This is a genomic window from Pectobacterium parmentieri (assembly GCF_001742145.1).
Taxonomy (GTDB): Bacteria; Pseudomonadota; Gammaproteobacteria; order Enterobacterales; family Enterobacteriaceae; genus Pectobacterium; species Pectobacterium parmentieri.
In genome coordinates this window covers 2,463,850-2,484,660 of record NZ_CP015749.1, presented here as the reverse complement: position 1 = coordinate 2,484,660, position 20,811 = coordinate 2,463,850, and the positions used below count along the sequence as shown (strand labels likewise).

The 20,811-nt window shown below is 48.7% G+C and carries 15 protein-coding genes; 4 read left to right on the top strand and 11 right to left on the bottom strand.

The genetic code is table 11. The features are described from left to right. The first annotated feature begins 41 nt into the window (after positions 1–41). From nuoM to elaB, 3 genes are all read left to right on the top strand, one after another. The gene (gene nuoM, locus A8F97_RS11255; RefSeq protein ID WP_014699153.1) at positions 42–1,577 is read left to right on the top strand and encodes an NADH-quinone oxidoreductase subunit M; all 1,536 of its coding nucleotides are present in this window, start codon (positions 42–44) and stop codon (positions 1,575–1,577) included. 6 nt (positions 1,578–1,583) lie between these two features. Then, positions 1,584–3,041: an NADH-quinone oxidoreductase subunit NuoN gene (gene nuoN / locus A8F97_RS11250; RefSeq protein WP_014699154.1), complete on the top strand. Its 1,458-nt coding sequence runs from the start codon at positions 1,584–1,586 to the stop codon at positions 3,039–3,041. Between the two features lie 241 nt (positions 3,042–3,282). Next, positions 3,283–3,594, top strand: coding sequence for a stress response protein ElaB (gene elaB / locus A8F97_RS11245; RefSeq protein ID WP_010295366.1), 312 nt, complete (start codon positions 3,283–3,285; stop codon positions 3,592–3,594). A 153-nt stretch (positions 3,595–3,747) separates the two neighbouring features. Here elaB and treC read toward each other — a convergent pair whose 3' ends face one another. The 10 genes from treC to A8F97_RS11195 form a co-directional block, all read right to left on the bottom strand. Continuing rightward, the gene (gene treC, locus A8F97_RS11240; protein ID WP_033071138.1) at positions 3,748–5,433 is read right to left on the bottom strand and encodes an alpha,alpha-phosphotrehalase; all 1,686 of its coding nucleotides are present in this window, start codon (positions 5,431–5,433) and stop codon (positions 3,748–3,750) included. Positions 5,434–5,496: 63 nt separating this feature from the next. Beyond that, complete coding sequence (treB, locus tag A8F97_RS11235; RefSeq protein ID WP_025919228.1) at positions 5,497–6,915, bottom strand: PTS trehalose transporter subunit IIBC; 1,419 nt, start codon at positions 6,913–6,915, stop codon at positions 5,497–5,499. 180 nt (positions 6,916–7,095) lie between these two features. Further along, positions 7,096–7,893, bottom strand: coding sequence for a hypothetical protein (locus tag A8F97_RS11230; RefSeq protein WP_033071139.1), 798 nt, complete (start codon positions 7,891–7,893; stop codon positions 7,096–7,098). A gap of 88 nt (positions 7,894–7,981) precedes the next feature. Then, positions 7,982–9,145 carry an MFS transporter gene (locus tag A8F97_RS11225; protein WP_033071140.1) on the bottom strand — a complete coding sequence of 388 codons (1,164 nt, stop codon included), beginning with the start codon at positions 9,143–9,145 and terminating at the stop codon, positions 7,982–7,984. 105 nt (positions 9,146–9,250) lie between these two features. Beyond that, positions 9,251–10,057, bottom strand: coding sequence for a hypothetical protein (locus tag A8F97_RS11220; protein WP_014699159.1), 807 nt, complete (start codon positions 10,055–10,057; stop codon positions 9,251–9,253). Between the two features lie 5 nt (positions 10,058–10,062). After that, positions 10,063–11,508: a radical SAM protein gene (locus A8F97_RS11215; protein ID WP_033071141.1), complete on the bottom strand. Its 1,446-nt coding sequence runs from the start codon at positions 11,506–11,508 to the stop codon at positions 10,063–10,065. Then, positions 11,508–12,785, bottom strand: coding sequence for a glycosyltransferase family 2 protein (locus tag A8F97_RS11210; RefSeq protein WP_033071142.1), 1,278 nt, complete (start codon positions 12,783–12,785; stop codon positions 11,508–11,510). Before A8F97_RS11210 ends, A8F97_RS11215 begins: the two co-directional genes overlap by 1 nt. Next, positions 12,778–14,169, bottom strand: coding sequence for a glycosyltransferase (locus A8F97_RS11205; RefSeq protein ID WP_014699162.1), 1,392 nt, complete (start codon positions 14,167–14,169; stop codon positions 12,778–12,780). The genes A8F97_RS11210 and A8F97_RS11205 overlap by 8 nt, the downstream gene beginning before the upstream one ends. A gap of 1,065 nt (positions 14,170–15,234) precedes the next feature. Continuing rightward, entirely contained in the window at positions 15,235–15,780 is a 546-nt protein-coding gene (locus A8F97_RS11200; protein ID WP_015730003.1) for a GNAT family N-acetyltransferase, read from the bottom strand. Between the two features lie 19 nt (positions 15,781–15,799). Continuing rightward, positions 15,800–16,696: a PhzF family phenazine biosynthesis protein gene (locus A8F97_RS11195; RefSeq protein ID WP_014699164.1), complete on the bottom strand. Its 897-nt coding sequence runs from the start codon at positions 16,694–16,696 to the stop codon at positions 15,800–15,802. 117 nt (positions 16,697–16,813) lie between these two features. Between A8F97_RS11195 and A8F97_RS11190 the strand changes: the two genes are divergently transcribed. Next, positions 16,814–18,406, top strand: a complete 1,593-nt coding sequence (locus A8F97_RS11190; RefSeq protein ID WP_014699165.1) for an ABC-F family ATPase — start codon at positions 16,814–16,816, stop codon at positions 18,404–18,406. Positions 18,407–18,502: 96 nt separating this feature from the next. Here the strand turns inward: A8F97_RS11190 and A8F97_RS11185 are convergent, their stop codons facing one another. Then, positions 18,503–20,686 (bottom strand): TonB-dependent receptor plug domain-containing protein, encoded by a 2,184-nt coding sequence (locus A8F97_RS11185; protein WP_033071144.1) that lies wholly within the window; start codon positions 20,684–20,686, stop codon positions 18,503–18,505. Between the last annotated feature and the right edge of the window lie 125 nt (positions 20,687–20,811).

Below are 20,811 nucleotides of genomic sequence, written 5' to 3'. Positions count from 1 at the left end.
GCAAGTTTTCAGATTTCTTTAATTTAGGGACACAAAACGCCATGCTACTACCTTGGCTAATTCTTCTCCCCTTTATCGGCGGTCTGCTGTGTTGGCAGTTAGAGCGTTTTGGTACGAAAGTACCGCGCTGGATAGCGTTGATTGCAATGGGGCTGACACTCGCACTGTCTCTGCAACTGTGGTTGCAAGGCGGTTATTCACTCGTCGCACCGAAAGGCGCCCCAGACTGGCAGGTTGAATACTTTGTGCCGTGGATACCACGCTTTGGCATCGGTATCCACCTCGCACTGGACGGCCTGTCACTGTTGATGGTCGTGCTGACGGGGTTGCTGGGTGTGTTGGCAATTCTCTGTTCCTGGAATGAAATTCAGCGCTATCAGGGGTTCTTCCACCTGAACCTGCTGTGGATCCTGGGCGGTGTTATTGGTGTGTTCCTTGCCATTGACCTGTTCCTGTTCTTCTTTTTCTGGGAAATGATGCTGGTACCAATGTACTTCCTGATTGCACTGTGGGGGCATAAAGGCTCTGACGGTAAAACCAGAATTACGGCGGCGACCAAGTTCTTTATTTATACCCAGGCAAGCGGCTTGATCATGTTGATCGCGATCCTGGCGCTGGTCTTTGTGCATCACAATGCTACCGGCGTTTGGACGTTCGACTACGAAGACCTGCTGAAGACACCGATGTCATACGGTGTCGAATACCTGCTGATGCTCGGCTTCTTCATCGCGTTTGCCGTAAAAATGCCGGTTGTGCCGTTGCATGGTTGGCTACCGGATGCACACAGTCAGGCACCGACCGCAGGTTCTGTTGACCTGGCCGGTATTCTGTTGAAAACCGCGGCCTATGGTCTGCTGCGTTTCAGCCTACCGCTGTTCCCGAATGCCTCCCATGCCTTTGCACCGATTGCGATGTGGCTGGGTGTGATTGGTATCTTCTACGGTGCGTGGCTGGCGTTCAAACAGACGGATATCAAGCGTCTGATTGCTTACACCTCGGTGTCGCATATGGGCTTCGTGATGATTGCCATCTATTCCGGTAATCAACTGGCTTATCAGGGCGCAGTGATTCAGATGATTGCGCACGGCCTGTCTGCTGCGGGTCTGTTTATTCTGTGTGGTCAACTGTACGAGCGTCTGCATACTCGTGACATGCGTGAAATGGGCGGTCTGTGGTCGCGGCTGAAGTTCCTGCCTGCGCTGTCTCTGTTCTTTGCTGTGGCGACACTCGGGATGCCGGGAACGGGCAACTTTGTTGGCGAATTCATGATTCTGTTCGGCAGCTATCAGGTTGTGCCAGTTATTACGGTGATCTCAACCTTCGGTCTGGTATTTGCATCGGTCTACTCACTGATCATGATCCAGCGTGCTTATTACGGTACGCCTAAATCTGATGAGCCATTGAAGGGTATGTCGATCCGCGAATTGTCTATCGTGCTGCTGTTGGTGGTGTTACTGGTGTTGTTAGGGGTTTACCCGCAACCGATTCTGGATACCTCCGGTGCCGCGATGTCAAATATCCAGCAGTGGTTTATGTCGTCTGCTCCAGATTCAATTATTTCAACAACAAGGCCGTAATTCGCCATGACAATAACTCTTCAACAACTAATTGCGCTATCGCCGCTGTTGATCGTCGGATTGACGGTAGTGGTTGTGATGCTGTGCATTGCGTGGCGACGCAACCATTTTGTCAACGCAACCATGACGGTTATCGGCCTGAATATTGCGTTGCTGTCACTGTACTTTGTTGGTCAGGCTGGCCCGACAGACGTGACACCGTTGCTGCGTGTTGATGGCTTCTCGATGTTTTATACCGGACTGGTTCTACTTGCCAGTCTGGCAACCAGTACGTTTGCCTATCCGTGGCTGCAAGGCTACCCAGACAACCGTGATGAGTTCTACCTGCTGGTTCTGATTGCTGCGTTAGGTGGGATCCTGCTGTCGAGCGCCAATCATCTGGCTTCGTTGTTCATCGGTATTGAACTGCTTTCACTTCCGCTGTTTGGTCTGGTCGGCTATGCCTTCCGTCTGAAACGTTCGCTGGAAGCCAGTATTAAATACATGTTGCTGTCGGCGGCGGCGTCTTCCTTCCTGCTGTTTGGTATGGCGCTGATTTATGCTGAATCGGGCGATATGAGCTTTGCCAGCCTCGGTAAGAGCCTGAGCGATCACCAAATCCATGAGCCGCTGTTGCTGGCTGGTCTGGGGCTGATGATTGTCGGTCTGGGCTTTAAACTGTCTCTGGTTCCGTTCCAACTGTGGACACCTGATGTGTATCAGGGGGCACCAGCACCCGTGTCTACGTTTCTGGCGACGGCAGGTAAGATTGCGGTTTTCGGTGCGGTCATGCGTTTATTCCTGTACGCACCGATGGCTGACAGTGAATCCGTCAGAATCGTGCTGGGCGTTATCGCGTTCGCGTCGATCCTGTTCGGTAACGTAATGGCTGTGTCGCAAACTAACATCAAGCGTCTGCTCGGCTACTCTTCCATTGCGCATCTGGGCTATTTGCTGGTTGCCCTGATCGCGGTTCAGAGCCATCAGTTGGCGCTGGAAACCGTTGGCGTTTATCTGGTGGGTTATCTGTTCAGCAGTCTGGGGGCGTTCGGTGTGGTTAGCCTGATGTCCAGCCCGTATCGTGGCCCGGATGCCGATTCACTGTTCTCTTACCGTGGCTTGTTCTGGCATAAACCGATTCTGTCTGCGGTCATGACGGTGATGATGCTGTCTCTGGCGGGTATCCCGATGACGCTGGGCTTCTTCGGTAAGTTCTACGTGTTGGCTGTCGGCGTGAATGCTGAACTGTGGTGGTTGACCGGTGCCGTCGTGCTGGGTAGCGCTATTGGTTTGTACTACTACCTGCGTGTGATGGTCAGTTTGTTCCTGAATGCACCTCAACAGCTACAGCGTGATACACCAAATAACTGGGCCTTAACGGCTGGCGGTGTGGTCGTATTGATCTCCTCCATTGCTGTGCTGTTCCTTGGTTTGTACCCGCAACCGCTTATCTCTCTGGTGCAGTTGGCGCAGCCAATGATGTAACCACTGGCGAGTGTCAGGTTGAATAATGAAGCGCCGTTGATGAGAGTCAACGGCGTTTTTTTGTCAGCAAAATTACCGCCACTTAGGGAGGTGGTGAGAGTAAGCAAAGTTCGTTTTAGGAATGATCTGGTCTGTTGAAGCCGTAGAAGGCAGGAAAAATTGTCTATAGTTAAGAAGACAACGATTTATAACTCATGGTTTTTCATAACCAATGACTTCTCATAACAGAAGGAAGCACTCTATGGCGGCAACCAAAAAACAGCCTGAAGAAATTCGTGTCGATGATGATTTAAAACTTCTGTCCGAGACGTTAGATGAGGTGCTGCGCTATACGGGCGATCAGGCAGACCAAGCCTATCTTGATTTGAAGAAGGGGGCGGAAAAAGCACTACTTGAAGTTAAAGCCCGCATTGGTGTGACCGACAGCTATTATGCCCGCGCAAAGCAGGTGGCCGACAAAGCCGATGTTTATGTGCATGATAAACCCTGGCATGGTATTGGCATCGGCGCCACTGTTGGTCTGGTGTTGGGGCTACTGTTAGCTAAACGCTAATTTTTCCACACTGAGTTGGAATGTCCCTGAGAGCGAATCTCTCTGAGAACATTGCTCTATTCAACAATGGCGGGCAATGCCAGTCATCGTTTATGTCAGATAATTGGCAATGTAGCGGGATGGCCCGCTACATCTCACCGGATACTCGATCCCCTAGATCTTGTCCTCTTTCTCCTGCATCCCTTGTATCCAATATATGGCCTCAAATGGGCGTAGTGCCAGAGTAGCGGGTTGGGGCTGTGCATCAGAATAATTGCTGAATAACAGCCGCCAGCGGTGGTCATGGGTATCCGTTGGCGGCTGCCAGCGCTGAGGCAGTTTGCTGAGATTTGCCAAAACCAGCAGTCGCTGTCCTTCCCAGATACGTTGATAGCACCAGACCGTGGGATGGTCAGGGAGCAAATCCTGATAGCTCCCGTGCGTTAACAGCGGAAGGGCTTTACGCATAGCGATAAGCTGTTGGTAGGTATAGAAGACGGACGCTTTATCTGCCAGCGCCTGCTCTGCGTTGATGTGGGGGAAATTTTGGCATGGCGTTATCCACGGCGTGCCAGTCGTGAATCCAGCATGATTGCTGGTATCCCATTGCATTGGCGTGCGGCCGTTATCGCGTGATTTGCTGGCGAGGATCGCTAAGATTTTGTCATCTGCCTGACCGCGATCGCGCTGTTCGGCAAATTGATTCAGGCTTTCAATATCGCGATATTGTTCAATTTGCGTATAGCCGGGATTCGTCATGCCCAGTTCTTCACCCTGATAGACATAGGGCGTGCCTTGCATACCGTGAAGTACCATTGCCAGCATCTTGGCGGATTGCACACGGAATTCACCTTCATCACCAAAACGCGATACGATGCGCGGCTGATCGTGATTACACCAGAACAAGGCATTCCAGGCGTGGTTGTGCATCCCCTGCTGCCAGTGATTAAAAATTTGCTTGAGCTGAATAAAATCAGGTTCCGCCAGCGTCCATTTTTCCTCATTCGGATAATCAACTTTCAGGTGGTGGAAATTAAACGTCATGGAGAGTTCGCTGCCGTCTAGTGCCGCGTAGCGGCGACAATGATCCAACGAGGTCGATGACAGCTCGCCGACGGTCATCAAGCCGCGAGGCCGAAAAACATCCTGACTAAACTCCTGCAAGTATTCATGAATAAGGGGACCATCGGTATAGAAACGGCGTCCATCGCCCTGTGTATCTGACGGGAAGTCCTGCTGCTTGGAAACCAGATTGATCACATCCAGTCGCAGCCCATCCACGCCTTTATCCGCCCAAAATTCACAGACCTGTTTTAGTTCATCCCGCACACGCGGATGCTCCCAATTCAGGTCAGCCTGTTCGGTGGCGAACAGATGTAGATAGTACTGTTTGCTTTCCGCGTGCCACTGCCAGGCTGGGCCACCAAATTTTGAACGCCAGTTATTGGGCGGTGTGCCGTCATTACCGTCACGCCAGATATAAAAATGGCGATAGGGGCTACGGCGATCTTGCGCGTTCTGGAACCAGTTGTGTTGCGTTGAAGTATGATTGAACACCATATCCATAACGATATAGATATGGCGTCGATGTGCTTCGGCGATCAACGTTTCCATATCGGCCATCGTGCCGTAGGTGGGATCGATGGCGTAGTAGTCGGCGACGTCATAGCCGTTATCAACCTGAGGAGAGAGGTAAACCGGAGTCAGCCAGATCGCATCGACGCCCAACTGTTGCAGGTAATCGAGTCGGGAAGTGATACCGGCGATATCGCCAATCCCATTTCCGGTACTGTCCTGAAAGCTCTTCGGGTAGATTTGGTAAATTACGCCGTTTTGCCACCAAGGGAGTGATGCACTCATGAAAAATCCTCCTGTAGCGATAGCCACGGCTCAACAGACGTGACTGAATAAATATTGGGACAGTTATACAGGATCTAGCGTGCCATTGCGGAGCTTACGCTTATAGACCAGCGGCGTTAGCACTATCGGAATGGTGGCGGCAACCAACATGGCAAGGGCAAAGATTCCCCAAAACTGTGGTTTGATGGAGAGAATGCCCGGTAGTCCTCCCACACCGATGCCATTCGCGGTTACGCTGTATAGACCGCAAATAAGCGCGGCGGTAGCGGAGCCGATCATGGCGCATAGCATTGGAAAGCGGTATTTCAGGTTAATCCCGTACATGGCCGGTTCGGTTACGCCAAGAAAGGCGGAAATTGCCGCAGGGACAGAAATCTCACGTTCGTTGGCTTTCCGGCTAACCAGTATTATTCCGACGACGGCAGAAGCCTGCGCAATATTGGACAGCGCAATAAGCGGCCAGACAGGCGTGCCCCCCATACTCTGAATCATCTGCATATCAATCGCCAGCGTGGTTTGGTGCACGCCAGTGATGACTAGCGGCGCATACAGGAACCCAAACAGCGCCGCACCAACGGGGGCGAAGCTACCCGTCATGACTGCTTTAACGGCCCAGGCGACGCCATCGCCTATCATACGGCCAAACGGACCAATTAAGGTGTGTGCCAGGAAAACGGCCAGAATGAGCGATGTTACAGGCACAACCACCAGATAGAGGTAATCCGGCACGATTTTTTTCAGCCGAGTTTCGATCAGCGCCAACGCCATCCCGGCTAATACGGAAGGGATAACCTGTGCCTGATAGCCTATCTTCTCAATCGTGAACCAGCCAAAATTCCACACCTCCGGCGTTTGTTGGCCGATGAGGTAGGCGTTCATTAACTGCGGCGACACCAGCGTGATACCCAGAACAATACCGAGGATGGGCGTGCCACCCATTTTACGCACGGTTGACCAGCAGACGGCGACAGGAAGATAGAAGAAGATGGCTTCGCCTAATAGCCAGAGGAAATCATAGACGGTTTGCCAGGTTGGATAGAGCTGTACCAGCGTTTGCCCGTCGCGCATCGGGATGTCGCCGATAACGTTACGTGCCCCGAGGATCAAACCTCCGCTGATGAGCGCAGGGAGCAGTGGGAAAAAGATCTCAGCAAAATGTGAAATGCTGCGTTCAAACCAGCTCATATTCTGGCGGGCGGCGACTTTGGCTTCTTCTTTATTAATCTCACCGTTGCCCGTGGTGGCGAGCAGCACCTTGTAATACTCGTCTACGTCAGTGCCGATCACGACCTGAAATTGTCCGGCATTCGTGAAGCACCCCTTCACCATTCGCATTTCTTCAATGTTTTTAGGATGTGCTTTGGAAGCATCATGCAAAACGAAGCGGAGACGAGTGATGCAGTGCGTGACCGCTGCGATGTTCTCACGTCCACCGACCAATTCGATCAGACGGTCAATATCCTGTTGTTTCACTTTACTCATGGCGATGTCCTTCTTACTTTAGGTTAAAGAAGTCTAATCAAGCAGCAATGATTGAGTAGCGACATCTTTTGATTGCGGCTGGCTTCCCGAGAGAAGTAGGCGATCGGGAAATATCTTGCCTCTAAAAGCCAGGGGCTAAATACCTCCAGAAAATTCGGAAGGCTCAGATACCAGTTTAAATTATAGTCCGTGGCCTGCAATTGTAATGTAGTCGGTATAGATTTGTGGCGCGCCGGAGAACGAGGCAAGTGCTCGCCATTCGTCATACATGCATTCTGTGTCGGCATGTTCGCGTACAAAAGTCAGCGCTTTCTCTGTCGAAACATCGAGTTCTGGATGAAAAGAATTGAGGGATGCCAGACTTTCGATTTCCAGCATTACGACGTATTGATCGAGACGGTTACCTCCCTCGCCTTTTAACATATGGAATTTCCAACCTGGGTAGTCCTCCACACGATGAATATTGTCGTTAATGAATTTTTCAAAGGTTTCTGGTGCTACGCCTGATCGCAATGCCAGATTATGGATACCTACCACGCGTGCAATGTTTTCCTGGCCAGATGTGGTCTGGTAGTTTGGCCCTTCGGGTAATGAACTGTGAGTATTTTCTGCGATCAGTGAGAAGTACGAGAAGATGGTCGGGGGCTCAGGGAATGTGGCGAATGTTTTCCATTCGTCAATCAGCCTAAGCGCTTCGGGGTGTTGTTGCCAGAATGCACTCGCTTCATCGCTCTGCTCACCATGGCTATCGATATAACGTGCGTACTGCACTGCATCAGGCGCTTCATACAGCATCATGTACTGATTCTCTCTTTCCCCGCGCAGTCCTTTAAGTAACGACCAGCGCCACCCCGGATACGCAGGGATCTTTACGCCATGTTGGCGGGCAAAATGTTCGAAATGCTGGGCTGTAATGCCTTTTTTCAAATTGAGGCCTATGTAGTATAGGCTAAAAACTGGATTGGCTAATTGAGACATGCATAGCTCCATGTAATGAATAAATAACGTTGGGAAAAATTACAATTCTTGAGTCATCAACGAGTGGTAAGAAAAAAGCCGAAGAACCTTAACGTGTAATCGTGCGGGCAAAAATGCCGATCAGTAGCAGGATCACAACCCCTGCACTAAATGCCACCGTCAGGCTGAAGTGGTGAGAAATCCCCCCGATCAGCGCTGGCCCGCTTAATAATCCCGAATACCCGACAAACGTCACGGTTGGAATGGCCACGTGAGTGGGCACATTGGGTTGATTTCCCGCAGAGGTAAATAGGAGGGGGATAATGTTGGACAGGCCGATGCCTGCCAACATAAACCCAGCGAAAGAAAAAAACGTGACATCCGTGGAGACAATGATCACAAGTCCGATGGCCGCGGATAGACACCCCAGAACCAGTATGCGAAGCCTGCCAACGATATTGATGAGGCGATCGCCGTACAATCGGCCCAGCGCTACGGCGATCGAATAAAATGTATAACCAAAACCCGCCATGCTTTTTTCCATACCGCGTTCCGTATGTAGAAAAACCGCTGACCAGTCGAGCATGGCTCCTTCGATTAAAAAGATGAAGAAACAGATGATCGCAATAACTAGCAGTTTGGGGTGTGAAAGCGCCTGTAGCGTGGCATAGGATGACGACACTCTCTGGGGTAATTTCGCCAACAAATGCGCCGATGTTGTGACGATGATAAGAATAATAAACAATACAATCAGCCAAATAGACTGCTTTGGTGTCGCGCCGAACCATAACAGTAGGCTCATACACCCTGCGCCAGCGATGCTGCCAATGCTGTAAAAACCGTGGAAGCCAGACATTTTTGCCTGCTGGCTTTCTCGCTCAACAATGACGGCTTGTGCATTCATTGTTACATCAAGCAGGCCATTTACCGCACCAAAAACGAGCAACGCCGCTCCCATTCCCATGAGCGTGGTGGCGGATACGATGACTGGAAGCACTATGCAAAAAACAATTGCGGAGGTGATAATTAACGCCTTACAGCCAAATTTTACGATTAAGCGGCCGGTAAATGGCATGACCGCCATTGACCCTGCGGCGATGCAAAACAACAGTAGCCCCAGTGTACTGTCATCAATATTGAGATGAGATTTGGCAAAAGGAATTAGCGGAGCCCATGCTGACATCCCCAGACCCGCCATAAAAAAGATCCCACGGGTTGAATGCTGCGCCTGGATATTTGATTTTGTCTGGGGACGGGATAAATCCGCATTCACAATGGTGTTCCTTTTTTCATGATTAACTCCATTTGCCTTTTCTCGTTATTAAGCGGTTGTTATGTGAGCGCCCGTAAAATGAAATGTAAAGTTCAATACATCGCGCTACCGTAGGCTTTGCGCGATGGCCAGATAATCGGTATAAACCTGTGGCGAACCTGAGAAGGACGCGAGCTGTTTCCACTCTTCATACATTTGTTTAGTATCCTGATGTGCTTTGGCAAACATGGCCGCTTCTTTGGTTGCGATATCCGCCTCGGGATAGAAGGTATTGAGCGCGTCCAGACTTGTAATCTCCATTAACACCACATATTGATCCAGACGGTTCCCACGTTCGCCTTTCAGCAGGCGGAATTTCCAATCGGGGTAATCGACAATGCGATGGTGGTTCTGGGCGATAAAGGTTTCGAACGTCTCGGCTTGAACATTGGGACGTAATGCAAGGTTATGGATACCGATAACTCGCGCGATAGGGGGGCTCCCAGAGACGTCCTGATAACGTGGCCCATAGGGCACGGTGCTGTCTTTGTTTTCTGCCAGTAGGCGATAATCGGTATATAACGTTGGCAGTTCGCTAAACGTGCCGAATTTTCGCCATTCACGAATGATATCCAACGCATCTGCATTCTCTTGCCAAAACTGACGTGCCAGCCCAGTCTGGTTGCCATCTGCGGACAGATAGCGATCGCGTTGCGCCGCGCTGTCGATTTCAAACAACATCATATATTGCCCGGTTCGTTCGCCACGCAAACCGCGCAGCAGCGTCCAGTTCCAACCGGGATAACAGGGAATATGTACGCCTTTCTGGCGCACAAATGCTTCAAATTTTTCCGGTAATACGCCAGCCTCAGTATCGAGCGCGATGTAGTACAGACTAAAAACGGGAGTGTGTGGGGGGGAAGAGTGCATCATTAGGCCTACTCCTTCGCTGAAGAGTGAACGAACTGCGTGTTAATTATCGCTTCTACCAGCGTTACGCCATTGGCCGTCAAGGTGATGACACCAGCATCAATGGTGACCAATTCCTTCTGAACCAGTATGTTGAGTGTTCGATTGATAATGACGTTATCGAAAAAGCTACGTCCTGCAAAACGCTGTTTGAAGATGTTGTCATCGACGGGAATGAGCGTTGATAGCGCCATCTTGAAAGCATTCACTTCCCGTTGCAGTGGGGTGAATCCTCGGCTTTCATCAATGGGCAGTCGGTTCTGATCCAACGCGTCCTTATATTTTTTGTATCCCGTGATGTTGACCGCTTCTGCCCGGGCACACTTCGAACTGCCGCCAAGACCTATCGCCACTTCTGGGTACTGCTGGGTGAGATCGGTGATTAATCCCTTCCATTTTTCTGGTGGCTGGTTGACCTGATGAAAATACATGGTGGGGTGCTCGAGATAGTGGGGAGTGAGGTATTTTTCGACCACTTCGCGCATTTGATATTGCATCCCTAACCCAGGGAAGCTCATGCTATTAATGTCGATAAGCCCTTTCTTTTGCCACAGACTTTCGCGTTCTCCCGAAACGCCAGTCCGCGTTTTCATGAATTCTTCCATGTGTAGCTTGGTACAAACGACATGCGAAAGTGCTAATTCCAGCGCTTTTTCCATGTCGTATTTCACATCATCAACGCGTTGCCCCAGCATGCCATAGATCAGATCCATACTGACCCAATTAAAGCCGACATCTCTGGCGTTGTAGAGCGTCTCTATACACTCTTGTGCGGAATGCTGACGACCACAGGCATGGATAATTTGGTCATTGAAAGATTGTGCACCGAAGCTGATTTTGGAAAAACCAAGCTCTTTTAATAACTGCAGATAATTTTTAGTCAGCGTGCCAGGTTCACCTTCGAAACGCATCGACGCCGCCGAAAAATTAAAATGGCTTTGGTAAAAATCCATCAAGCGACGCAGTTCTGGTGCAGGAAGTAGCGAAGGGGTACCGCCGAAAATATTGAATTCACCCACTTCTGCTTGTGCAAGGCTGGGAATATTCTGCAGCCACATGGTTGCTTCTTTAATATTGTAATCAACGATATCGCGGAACACAGCTTCTGCCGATGCTGCCTTCGGGTTAAGCAAAACGGTAGGAAATTGGCAGAAATGGCAGCGGTAACGGCAAGTGGGGATATAGGCCCACAAATGGATCTGTTTAGCCTGCTTTATTTCAATTTCCATATCATGGAAAAAAGTATCAAGAGGATGATCGGTTATGTCGCCGGGGAAAATGTGACAACCAAAAGGATCTTTAAACACATAATCTAGAAAATCGCTATTCTCTGCTCGAGAGAGAAAATCATACACGCGCGGTATCGGATAGTTCGGATCTATTTCGTTTAAGGATGCTAAGGCGGCATGATTCATCAGAACACCCCCCCGTTGGCGAAATAGTTATGCGCTTCTCCGGATTCGCGATCCTCACAGAAGTAGTAAACAAATCGTTCAAAGTCTTCGGGCGCAATGGCGTCGAAACTCGCGGGGAGTGGTGGTGGAAAGCCGATATCCTCGCCAACCGCATGGCGCATGGCGCTGAAAATATCTTCCCGGAATTCGAAGTAAAGTCGGTAGGCGGGTGTTTTGTAAGAATGAATGGGTTTGAAATCGATAATACGGCTGTCATGTTTGATTTCATGAATCCTCTGGTAGAGGCGATCTGCTACCGACTCGGTAAAAAATTCACGTACTGCGCGGTTGTCCAGTAATATCGTTGGGTTTAGCAACGCGGGCAGTACGATATTTTTAGGAACATAATCTTTAATCGAGTAGTTCCAGGCTTGTTGCGATTGTTGGGGGGTGGTATCTCTCAGAATAGCCTTTTGCTTTTCTGTCTCTGGTCGCACGTCTTTCATGACGATGATGCCATCCTGTCCGTAGGCAACACCGGTGATCACATCCTCGAGAATGGTATCCACGCGGCGGCTGTTAATTTCAACTTTGGAATCTCTGGCGTAAACCGGCTTTCCACCCCAAGCGATGACGCGGATCCCAAAGTCCCAGTCATCGGAAAGGTGTTCCACAAATCGCCCATTATCGAGCTGATAAAAAATCTCTATCCCGCCTACGTTGTCATAGAGTGTGCGTTCGACCGCGAAGCCTTTGCCGTCAGGAAAGCCGCCAAACAGCGAGAACGACATATCACGACAGCGTAATGTTTTTTGTATTTCTCGTAAGAGATTCGGGCGGTTGAGGAAAGTGTCCTCGTTGTAATAGTAATTACACGTTCCTAAATCCCCATTTTCTTGCACCATTTTTTCTATTAATGCATGCAGCCAGTAAGGATCTACGATGCAATCGGCGTCAGCCGAAGCAATATAGTGCTTCTTGTTCACGCCTAAACGGGCATCTCTGACTTTTGAGCGTAGAGAGGCGTAGTCCATGCCTCGTTTTCTGGCAGATGAAACACCCTGAATCGTTTCCTTGATGACATGAATATCAATGTATGGGTGGCGCACTTTAAAATCATTAATTTTATTAATGGAATCGTCTGTGGAATTGTTGTCAACAATGATTAACTCATAGGTGTCATGCGTAATCAGGTTGTTATGTGTTTTTTGATAGAGTAGTGAAAGAAGGACCTGATCAATACGATCACTTTCGTTATAAACTGGGAGTACAACGGAAACAAAAATATCATTACGCATATGTCTCTCCGGAGAAATCTAAGTCAAAAATGTCAATAACATTGTTAGTGAGTACTTTTTTTCCAATGTCATAATTGTGGTTGGCTATCTCTGTCATTAACGATTTATTAATGAGGAGGTTATAGACTTCATCAATAAATGTATCATCGGGTAAATTGTCTTGCTGCTCTGATATGTTGAGCACGGGGGCAATAAAACCGTATTGCCCGTAAACCTCTTGGTAATATTCGTAGTCGGTAGTGATGTAACAGCGCTGGCAGCTAATAGCCTCGCCAATCGGGTTGCCATAACTGTCATAATCCCAAGAGGTAAGGAAAGAAACCAAATCGCAGGAGTAGTATAAATCCTCTATGGTGTACGCTTGTTTTTTGCTTGAAAGGCATCGATGTTGCAGCAAACCGATAAATTTAATGGCTGACTTTATCGCTAATTTTTCAGATAAGTTGAGTAACGCCTGATAATAATCTCGATTTTCGCTAGGTTCTCCAGAAATAACGAGGTAGATTTTACGATCGATATTGTTCTCGGCGAACCTCTGGTTTAAAGCATGTACTAGATGAAAATCTCTATCTATACGTTTTTGCGGAATAATTCGAGTTGTCCGAACGATAAGAATATCATCGTCACGTATGGATAAGTGTTCTCTTATGTTTGTATAACTTATCTGATCATTGAACTCGTAGGTGTTTCTTTTAACGTTGACTTCGATTGCGTTGTCGCACCAGGCTTCGAGGTTTTTTTTCAGATTGTTATTGAGTGTAACATAGGTGATATGGGGGGATTTAACTGGTTTGACTGCGTTGGGGTAAGGTGGGCAACCATACTTCATTGTGGTTTTTTCACTGTTCCACATAAGGTCATGATCGCGCCAGATAGCAAACATGCCCAGTTGGTGGCGCTTTCCGTAACCTTCAATAGCTTGATATAGCGCTTTGGTATAAATGATATTTTCCGGTAAGGTGCCATTCTCAACGATTACATAACCTATATTCAGGTTTTCCCACTGCTGAATGATTTTTTCAGCCAGTCGTTGAGACATTTCATCGATAGTGCATAAAATTCTTTTTTCTTCTGTTGGGGAAATAGTGGTTTTTTGGTTGATAAGAACACGGTGTGAGTATTCGATAAAATCGGATGTGTAATTAGGAATACTCTTAATATCATCCAGGCGAACAAGAGTCACATTATTGTCATAAATTTCTTTTTCCCAACTGTATGGCTTATTCATCATCCCTTTGTCTATTTTTATATCATAGCCTAGGTCAAGGTAAGCGTTTAGTCCTTTCTGAGAGAGAAGCTTAGCTATCTTAAGTGCTTCAACGGTAATTCCTGATACGGCAACCGCATCGAATGATATAAATATAGCTCCGGTGTTTGTATTCATCCGTATGTCCATTTTTATCAAAAGTTGATTAAAATAATTTTTTCAGTAACTTAATAAATTCACAGGCTATCTTTCTGCTTTTATCACTTCTGCGACAGGCGATAAAATTTTTGTAATAGGGCAGATAAAACTATCTGCGGTGGGGCGATAAAACTACCGCAGAGATGATAAGTTGTGGGGCTGTGTATTAATGTGTTCGGTTGCTGCTACTTCGATATACTTTAAGTGTCAGGTTCAGCTACGGTAAATAGGTGCACAGGCGTAGTCACATAAATCTCTTGTCCTGTTCTATATAGCTTCAGCCCAATCCGTGGGTTGTCTTTTCTGTAAGCGCTCAGTTCGCAATGCATCAGCGAATTTACTTGAATTTTTAATTATTCAGTTGCGTTACTTGTTTTTAAGTTATGCATAAATTAATTCTGAGATAAAGTTTTTCAGAGGATAGTTTGTGTTTATGTGATTATAATCACGAAAATAAATGAATTACCCTCAATTTGTTAACCTAATCAATCAATATTGATAGCATTTTTTGATTTTTATTATTTTGTGCTTTCTGTTAAGGAAATGTAACGTTAGCGTTTTTGTACATTAAAGCCGTAACACCTGATGGTATCGGTTGATGTGTCAGTCAGCGGTTACGCTGTTGCTGGAATGAGTAGATTTGAATTTGCGCTAAAGTGAGAAGGGGATGAAAGCGAGGCTAAAAGGAAAAACAAAAGCCGCCTGATAGAAGGCGGCTTTAGAGATTGTTTACATCACAATCAGAATGGGCTGATGATTGATCCAATACGTTCACAGTAGCTAACATAAACATCTCCCACTCTTTTGAAGAATTTGCTGATTTTACGAAACATAGTCATTTTCAGACTCCTCTGACGGGTTAATTAAGTGTGATGTTCATCACGTTTTTAATAGTAGCGGAGATGAAATTGGATTTCAACATTTTTGTGATGTTGGTCACAAAAATATAACGAATTGGCAAATGGCCTGTACCGTAGTGCAAAAAGAACCTGATGCGCGCCCGATAGAGCAGCGGATCAGGTGAGGGAATATAATTCGGGGGTGTCAGGCGGAATAGTGATAAATATTGTGATCGAACCACTGCTCGCCAATCTGCTCGGCATTTTTTGCCGTGTGATGAAAACGGAAGCCAAGTCGTTGGGCGACGGCATTACTACGCGTGTTGACGGTTGAGGCTTTGATCACGCAGTGCTCAACGAGCTTTGCGTCGGTATAAGCGGCTATCAGCGTACTGACGGCCTGAGAAACAATGCCTTTCCCTTCGAATTCTTCGGCGATCCAATAGCCGATGACGCCTTCTTTATCCTGAATCGTATTGAAGGAAACGATGCCAGCCAGCGCGTCGTCCCAGCGAATGACGTACACGGCGGCCGTTTTGGCGAAGAATTCCTGTCTATTACCGCGAATAGTTTCACGCGTGTCATCGACGCTCTTGACGGAATCCGGCCAGGGTAGCGTTCGGCGTAGGCGTGGCTTTTCCTGTTGAATCAGAGTAAAGAGCGCATCGGCGTCGCTCTCTTCCTGTACCGTTAGGCGCAGGTGGGGCTGATGGCGTAGTTCATACAATTTATCTGCAAATAGCGTTTCCATAAGCGAGATCTCCTATTTTTTAACGTAGCAACGTACCGTCAATGATTGTGACGCTGTGTCCGCCGATCCAAGGTTCATTGTTCAGGTAAGTCACGGTAATACGACCATCGCAGTGCAGCATCGTACCTTGTCGTGCAAGATAACTGAGTGGTGCGGTAACATTATTCGTGGAATGCTGCTGGCGAAGCAGCACAGCCAGACAGGCATTGGCGCTGCCGGTAACCGGATCTTCTTTGAGAAGGCCACATTCAATGTATAACGTGCGAACTTCATAATCGACAGGCGTTGCGCTGTCGTGTGGGCCGTAGATAGCAATGCCATTGGTCTGGCTGAGGTTTTGCACGGCGGTGAGCGCTTCTGCATCCGGTATGATGTTCAGACAGGAATCAGCGCTGTCTACACGAACCACGAGCCAGCGAATGCCCATATATACGGCGGCAGGCGGATAGCGCTTATTGATGTGAGCACTACCAAGACCGGTGATGCCAAGCGCTTTTTCCAGCAGCGGCGTGTGTTCATCATCGAACGGCACGATGGTAGCCTGCGGTGCGTGAAAAGCTAGACTGCCATCATCATGAATATTGATCGGGACTAAGCCAACGCCGCATTGTTGCACCAATTGGCCCGGGGATTTAGGGCGTAACCCGTCTTCCAGCAGGGCATGTGCAGTGCCTAGCGTGGGGTGTCCGGCAAAGGGCATCTCCGCTTCTGGCGTAAAAATACGGACATGATAATCTGCCATGGGATCGGTAGCGGGCAGAACAAACGTGGTTTCCGACAGGTTTGTCCAACGCGCGATATCCTGCATTTGCGCATCGGTTAACCCACTCGCCTCCATAATCACGGCAAGTGGATTGCCCTTGAAAGGCTGCTGGGTGAAAACGTCGACCTGTTTGAAACGACGTACTATAGGCATCGCATTTCTCTCCTGTATGCGTTATCGCTTAAATATTACTCAAAACTAACCGCGATCCTGGCGCGCGCTTGTGGCATAATGCGCGCCAAATCACATTCCGACTCGAGTATAAGTGCTGTGCTAAGTACCAACAATATCACCATGCAGTTCGGCAGCAAGCCGTTGTTTGAAAACATCTCCGTTAAATTTGGCGGCGGCAACCGTTACGGTTTGATCGGCGCGAATGGTTGCGGTAAATCTACCTTTATGAAGATTCTCGGCGGCGACCTGGTGCCGAGTGGCGGTAACGTCTTCCTCGATCCTAATGAACGTCTGGGTAAACTGCGTCAGGATCAGTTCGCGTTTGAAAAATACAGCGTGCTGGATACCGTTATCATGGGCCACGGTGAGCTGTGGGCGGTAAAAGAAGAGCGCGACCGTATCTACTCATTGGCTGAAATGAGCGAAGCCGACGGCTATAAAGTGGCCGATCTGGAAGTGGAATACGGTGAGATGGATGGCTACAGCGCAGAATCACGCGCTGGCGAACTGTTGCTGGGCGTGGGTATTCCTGTTGATCAGCACTATGGCTTGATGAGTGAAATTGCTCCCGGTTGGAAACTGCGTGTCTTGTTGGCACAGGCACTGTTTGCCGATCCTGAAATCCTGCTGCTCGACGAACCGACCAACAACCTGGATATCGATACTATCCGCTGGTTGGAGCAGGTGCTGAACGAGCGTAACAGCACCATGATCATTATTTCGCATGACCGTCACTTCCTGAATATGGTCTGTACGCACATGGCGGATCTGGACTACGGCGAGCTACGTGTTTATCCGGGTAACTATGATGAATACATGACGGCCGCGACGCAGGCACGCGAACGTTTACTGTCCGATAACGCGAAGAAGAAAGCACAGATTTCCGAACTGCAATCGTTCGTCAGTCGCTTTAGCGCCAACGCCTCTAAATCCAAGCAGGCGACATCGCGCGCGCGCCAGATCGATAAAATCCAACTGGATGAAGTGAAAGCCTCTAGTCGTCAAAACCCGTTTATCCGTTTTGATCAGGATAAGAAACTGTTCCGTAATGCGCTGGAAGTGGAAGCGTTGACCAAAGGTTTTGATAACGGCCCGCTGTTTAGCAAGCTGGGTCTTATGATCGAAGTGGGTGAAAAAGTCGCCATTTTGGGTCCTAACGGTGTGGGTAAATCGACATTGCTGAAAACGCTGGTCGGTGATTTCAAACCCGATAGCGGCACCGTTAAGTGGTCGGAAAATACTCAAATTGGTTACTACGCACAGGATCACGAATACGAATTCGATGAGACGCTGACGGTGTTTGACTGGATGAGCCAGTGGAAACAAGAAAAAGACGATGAACAGGCGGTACGTAGCGTGCTTGGTCGTTTGCTGTTCAGTCAGGATGATATCAAGAAGAAAGTGAAGGTGTTATCCGGTGGTGAAAAGGGGCGTATGCTGTTCGGTAAGCTGATGATGCAGCGTCCGAATATTCTGGTAATGGATGAACCGACCAACCACCTTGATATGGAATCCATTGAATCGCTGAATATGGCGCTGGAAATGTATGAAGGGACGCTGCTGTTCGTTTCCCATGACCGTGAATTTGTTAGCTCGTTGGCAACCCGTATTTTGGAAATGACGCCAAACAAAGTGAACGACTTCACCGGCAACTATGAAGATTACCTGCGCAGCCAGGGCATTCAGTAAGCATATTATACGGCCTCATAATTGAGGCCGTTGTCATTTTTGGGGTACGCTAACGTGGGTGAACATCACGATTAGGTGCCCCTGTCATCATACACCTCAGAATGAGAACGCCGCGCCAATCGCGGTGCTGAAACCGGATGCCGGAATGCTTTCGTGCGCGGTGGTGTAACGTTTATCCAGCAGGTTGTTCAATGCCAGCGTGACTTGATACTGATTCTCGCTGCCGAAGGTACTGGTGAATTCCAGATTGGCCGTTGCCCAACCGCTATGCTGGACGGCGGTATCTGCTGTTTCATCCTTCGCTCGTGAGACTGCCCGGAAGTAGAGATCTGATTCCAGCTCCATTCGCTCGAACAACGTGATGTTTTTGACCCCGATCTTGCCAGTAAAGGTGGGTTCACCGGTGCGATAGGTGCTGCGAGTCGGCAGTTCCAGCTCACGGCGGATGATGTTACCGTTAACGTAAGGAGACAGCGTCCAGCCGAGGTATTCCGCATACATTTCCATCCCGTATGTGGTCGCACGATTGGCATTAGCGTAGTAACGGCTACCTTCAGCCGTACTGCCGGAACAGATGGCGTTACCCGCGCAGTTAAGCGTGGTGATGTAATCTTTAGCGCGTGAATGATAAACGGCGCTATCTAGCAGCCAGTTCTCATCTTTATAGCGCATGCCGACCTCATAATTATCCGACGTTTCCGCTTGTAGAGCGGCGTTACCATAAGTGGTATTCCCGCCCGCCGCCGTGTCGTAAAATTTATGCGTCAGGGTCGGGTAGACATAACCTTGGGCAAAGGAGGCGCGCAGTTGGATATTGTCAAAGCCGGAATAGCGCAAACTGCTGGCGGTGACTAAGGTACTGTCATTTTCCTTCTTCGTGGCGAACGTGCTGTTGTTCGGCATCACCATACCGTTCATTCTTATTGTGCCTGTCTTTTGTCCGCCGTATGAGAGTGACTCAACCCAATACTGGCGCGCGCCTAGCGTCCACGTCCAGTCTGGCGTTATTTTCCATGCATCCTGTGCGAACAGTGCCCAGCTATTTTGCCGCCAGTGGCTGTTGGATACCGAACTGGGGTTAACCGAGATAGGGAAAGGTGCGACAGGAGAGAGAAAACCGTCTGCATGAACATCGGAGAAGGCGTTTTGCTTCACCACATCGGAGAGCCACTGTCCCCCTGCAATCAGCGTATGATCGGCTAATGGCGTGATATCCGCCTGTAAGGTCAACCCTCGACTGGTCTGCTTGTCGTCGGTTCCTGTACTCATCGCCATTTTGCCCTGATAAAGCGACATGCCGTTATAACGCAGCGGGTTACCGCTCTGCGATAAATCGTTACGGAACTCACGCTTAATATTTTGCTGGTAGGCGTCCAGATGCAGATTTTTCAGCACTTCGCCGCCGAGCTGCCAGTCATAAAATAGGCCGACCTTCTTTCTTTCCAATTCAGGAATTCGCACGCTAAAACTGTCGTATTCATCCGAATCGGTATAGGTCTGCGTACTGAGTTTGAAGCTGTCCAGCGACAGGCCGAACTTATGATCGCCCAGACGATAGCCGAGCCAAGCTGACTGGCCGCTGTTACGAAAATGGGTATCCGGCAGACGGCCATCCGGCGTGCTGCGGTTGCCTTGGTCGCTATAGCTGCCGCTGAGGCGGTAGTCAAAGTTGCCGATGGACCCGTAGGCTAAGCCGGATTCCTGCCAGCCAGCGGTGGCGCTGTCGTAAACGGCTTTGATTTTGCCACTCAGCGGCTTGTCTCCGCCTTTGCGGGTTATAAAGTTAATGACGCCGCCGATAGCCTGTGAACCATATAATACCGAATGCGGGCCTTTTACCACTTCGATGCGCTCGATATAAGAAGGATCAATTAATAATCCGAGGCTGTAATTGGGCCCCGCACGTTGATAAGTGACTTCCTGTCCGTCAATTAACACTAATACGCGTGAGGCTTCTTCCCCGCGAATACGTATTTGTTTACGACCCGCTAATGCGGTATCAGTAATATCGACGCCGGGAATATCACGTAGCGCTTCGGCAATAGAATCGCTGGTATATTTACTCAGCTTTTCATTATCGACAACCTGCATAGTGACGGGACTTTCCCATAAATTCTGTTCCGTTCTCCCTGCGCTAATAACGGTTATTTCATCACTGTTTGTCGTTGAATGGCTGGTGGATGAATGTGTTATGGATAAATCGTTTGTGGCTGCATTAATTGCACCGCTATAAATAGCAGGCAGCATAAAGAGTGCCCAGCGTGTGGCCTTTTTATTCATGGCTTCTTCTCTGAAGGTTAATGATTCTCATTAACGTTATCATTTGGGCGTAAGTGGCGATAATTAAATTTAAATGAATATCTAAAAATGTGACTGTCGTCTCACTTGTTATTAAATAAGAACTT

What these genes read in the sequence shown, in the direction of transcription:
- nuoM (WP_014699153.1), top strand. Translation starts at nt 42, where the DNA reads ATGCTACTACCTTGGCTAATTCTTCTCCCCTTTATCGGCGGTCTGCTG.
- nuoN (WP_014699154.1), top strand. Translation starts at nt 1,584, where the DNA reads ATGACAATAACTCTTCAACAACTAATTGCGCTATCGCCGCTGTTGATC.
- elaB (WP_010295366.1), top strand. Translation starts at nt 3,283, where the DNA reads ATGGCGGCAACCAAAAAACAGCCTGAAGAAATTCGTGTCGATGATGAT.
- treC (WP_033071138.1), bottom strand. Translation starts at nt 5,433, where the DNA reads ATGAGTGCATCACTCCCTTGGTGGCAAAACGGCGTAATTTACCAAATC.
- treB (WP_025919228.1), bottom strand. Translation starts at nt 6,915, where the DNA reads ATGAGTAAAGTGAAACAACAGGATATTGACCGTCTGATCGAATTGGTC.
- A8F97_RS11230 (WP_033071139.1), bottom strand. Translation starts at nt 7,893, where the DNA reads ATGTCTCAATTAGCCAATCCAGTTTTTAGCCTATACTACATAGGCCTC.
- A8F97_RS11220 (WP_014699159.1), bottom strand. Translation starts at nt 10,057, where the DNA reads ATGATGCACTCTTCCCCCCCACACACTCCCGTTTTTAGTCTGTACTAC.
- A8F97_RS11215 (WP_033071141.1), bottom strand. Translation starts at nt 11,508, where the DNA reads ATGAATCATGCCGCCTTAGCATCCTTAAACGAAATAGATCCGAACTAT.
- A8F97_RS11210 (WP_033071142.1), bottom strand. Translation starts at nt 12,785, where the DNA reads ATGCGTAATGATATTTTTGTTTCCGTTGTACTCCCAGTTTATAACGAA.
- A8F97_RS11205 (WP_014699162.1), bottom strand. Translation starts at nt 14,169, where the DNA reads ATGAATACAAACACCGGAGCTATATTTATATCATTCGATGCGGTTGCC.
- A8F97_RS11200 (WP_015730003.1), bottom strand. Translation starts at nt 15,780, where the DNA reads ATGGAAACGCTATTTGCAGATAAATTGTATGAACTACGCCATCAGCCC.
- A8F97_RS11195 (WP_014699164.1), bottom strand. Translation starts at nt 16,696, where the DNA reads ATGCCTATAGTACGTCGTTTCAAACAGGTCGACGTTTTCACCCAGCAG.
- A8F97_RS11185 (WP_033071144.1), bottom strand. Translation starts at nt 20,686, where the DNA reads ATGAATAAAAAGGCCACACGCTGGGCACTCTTTATGCTGCCTGCTATT.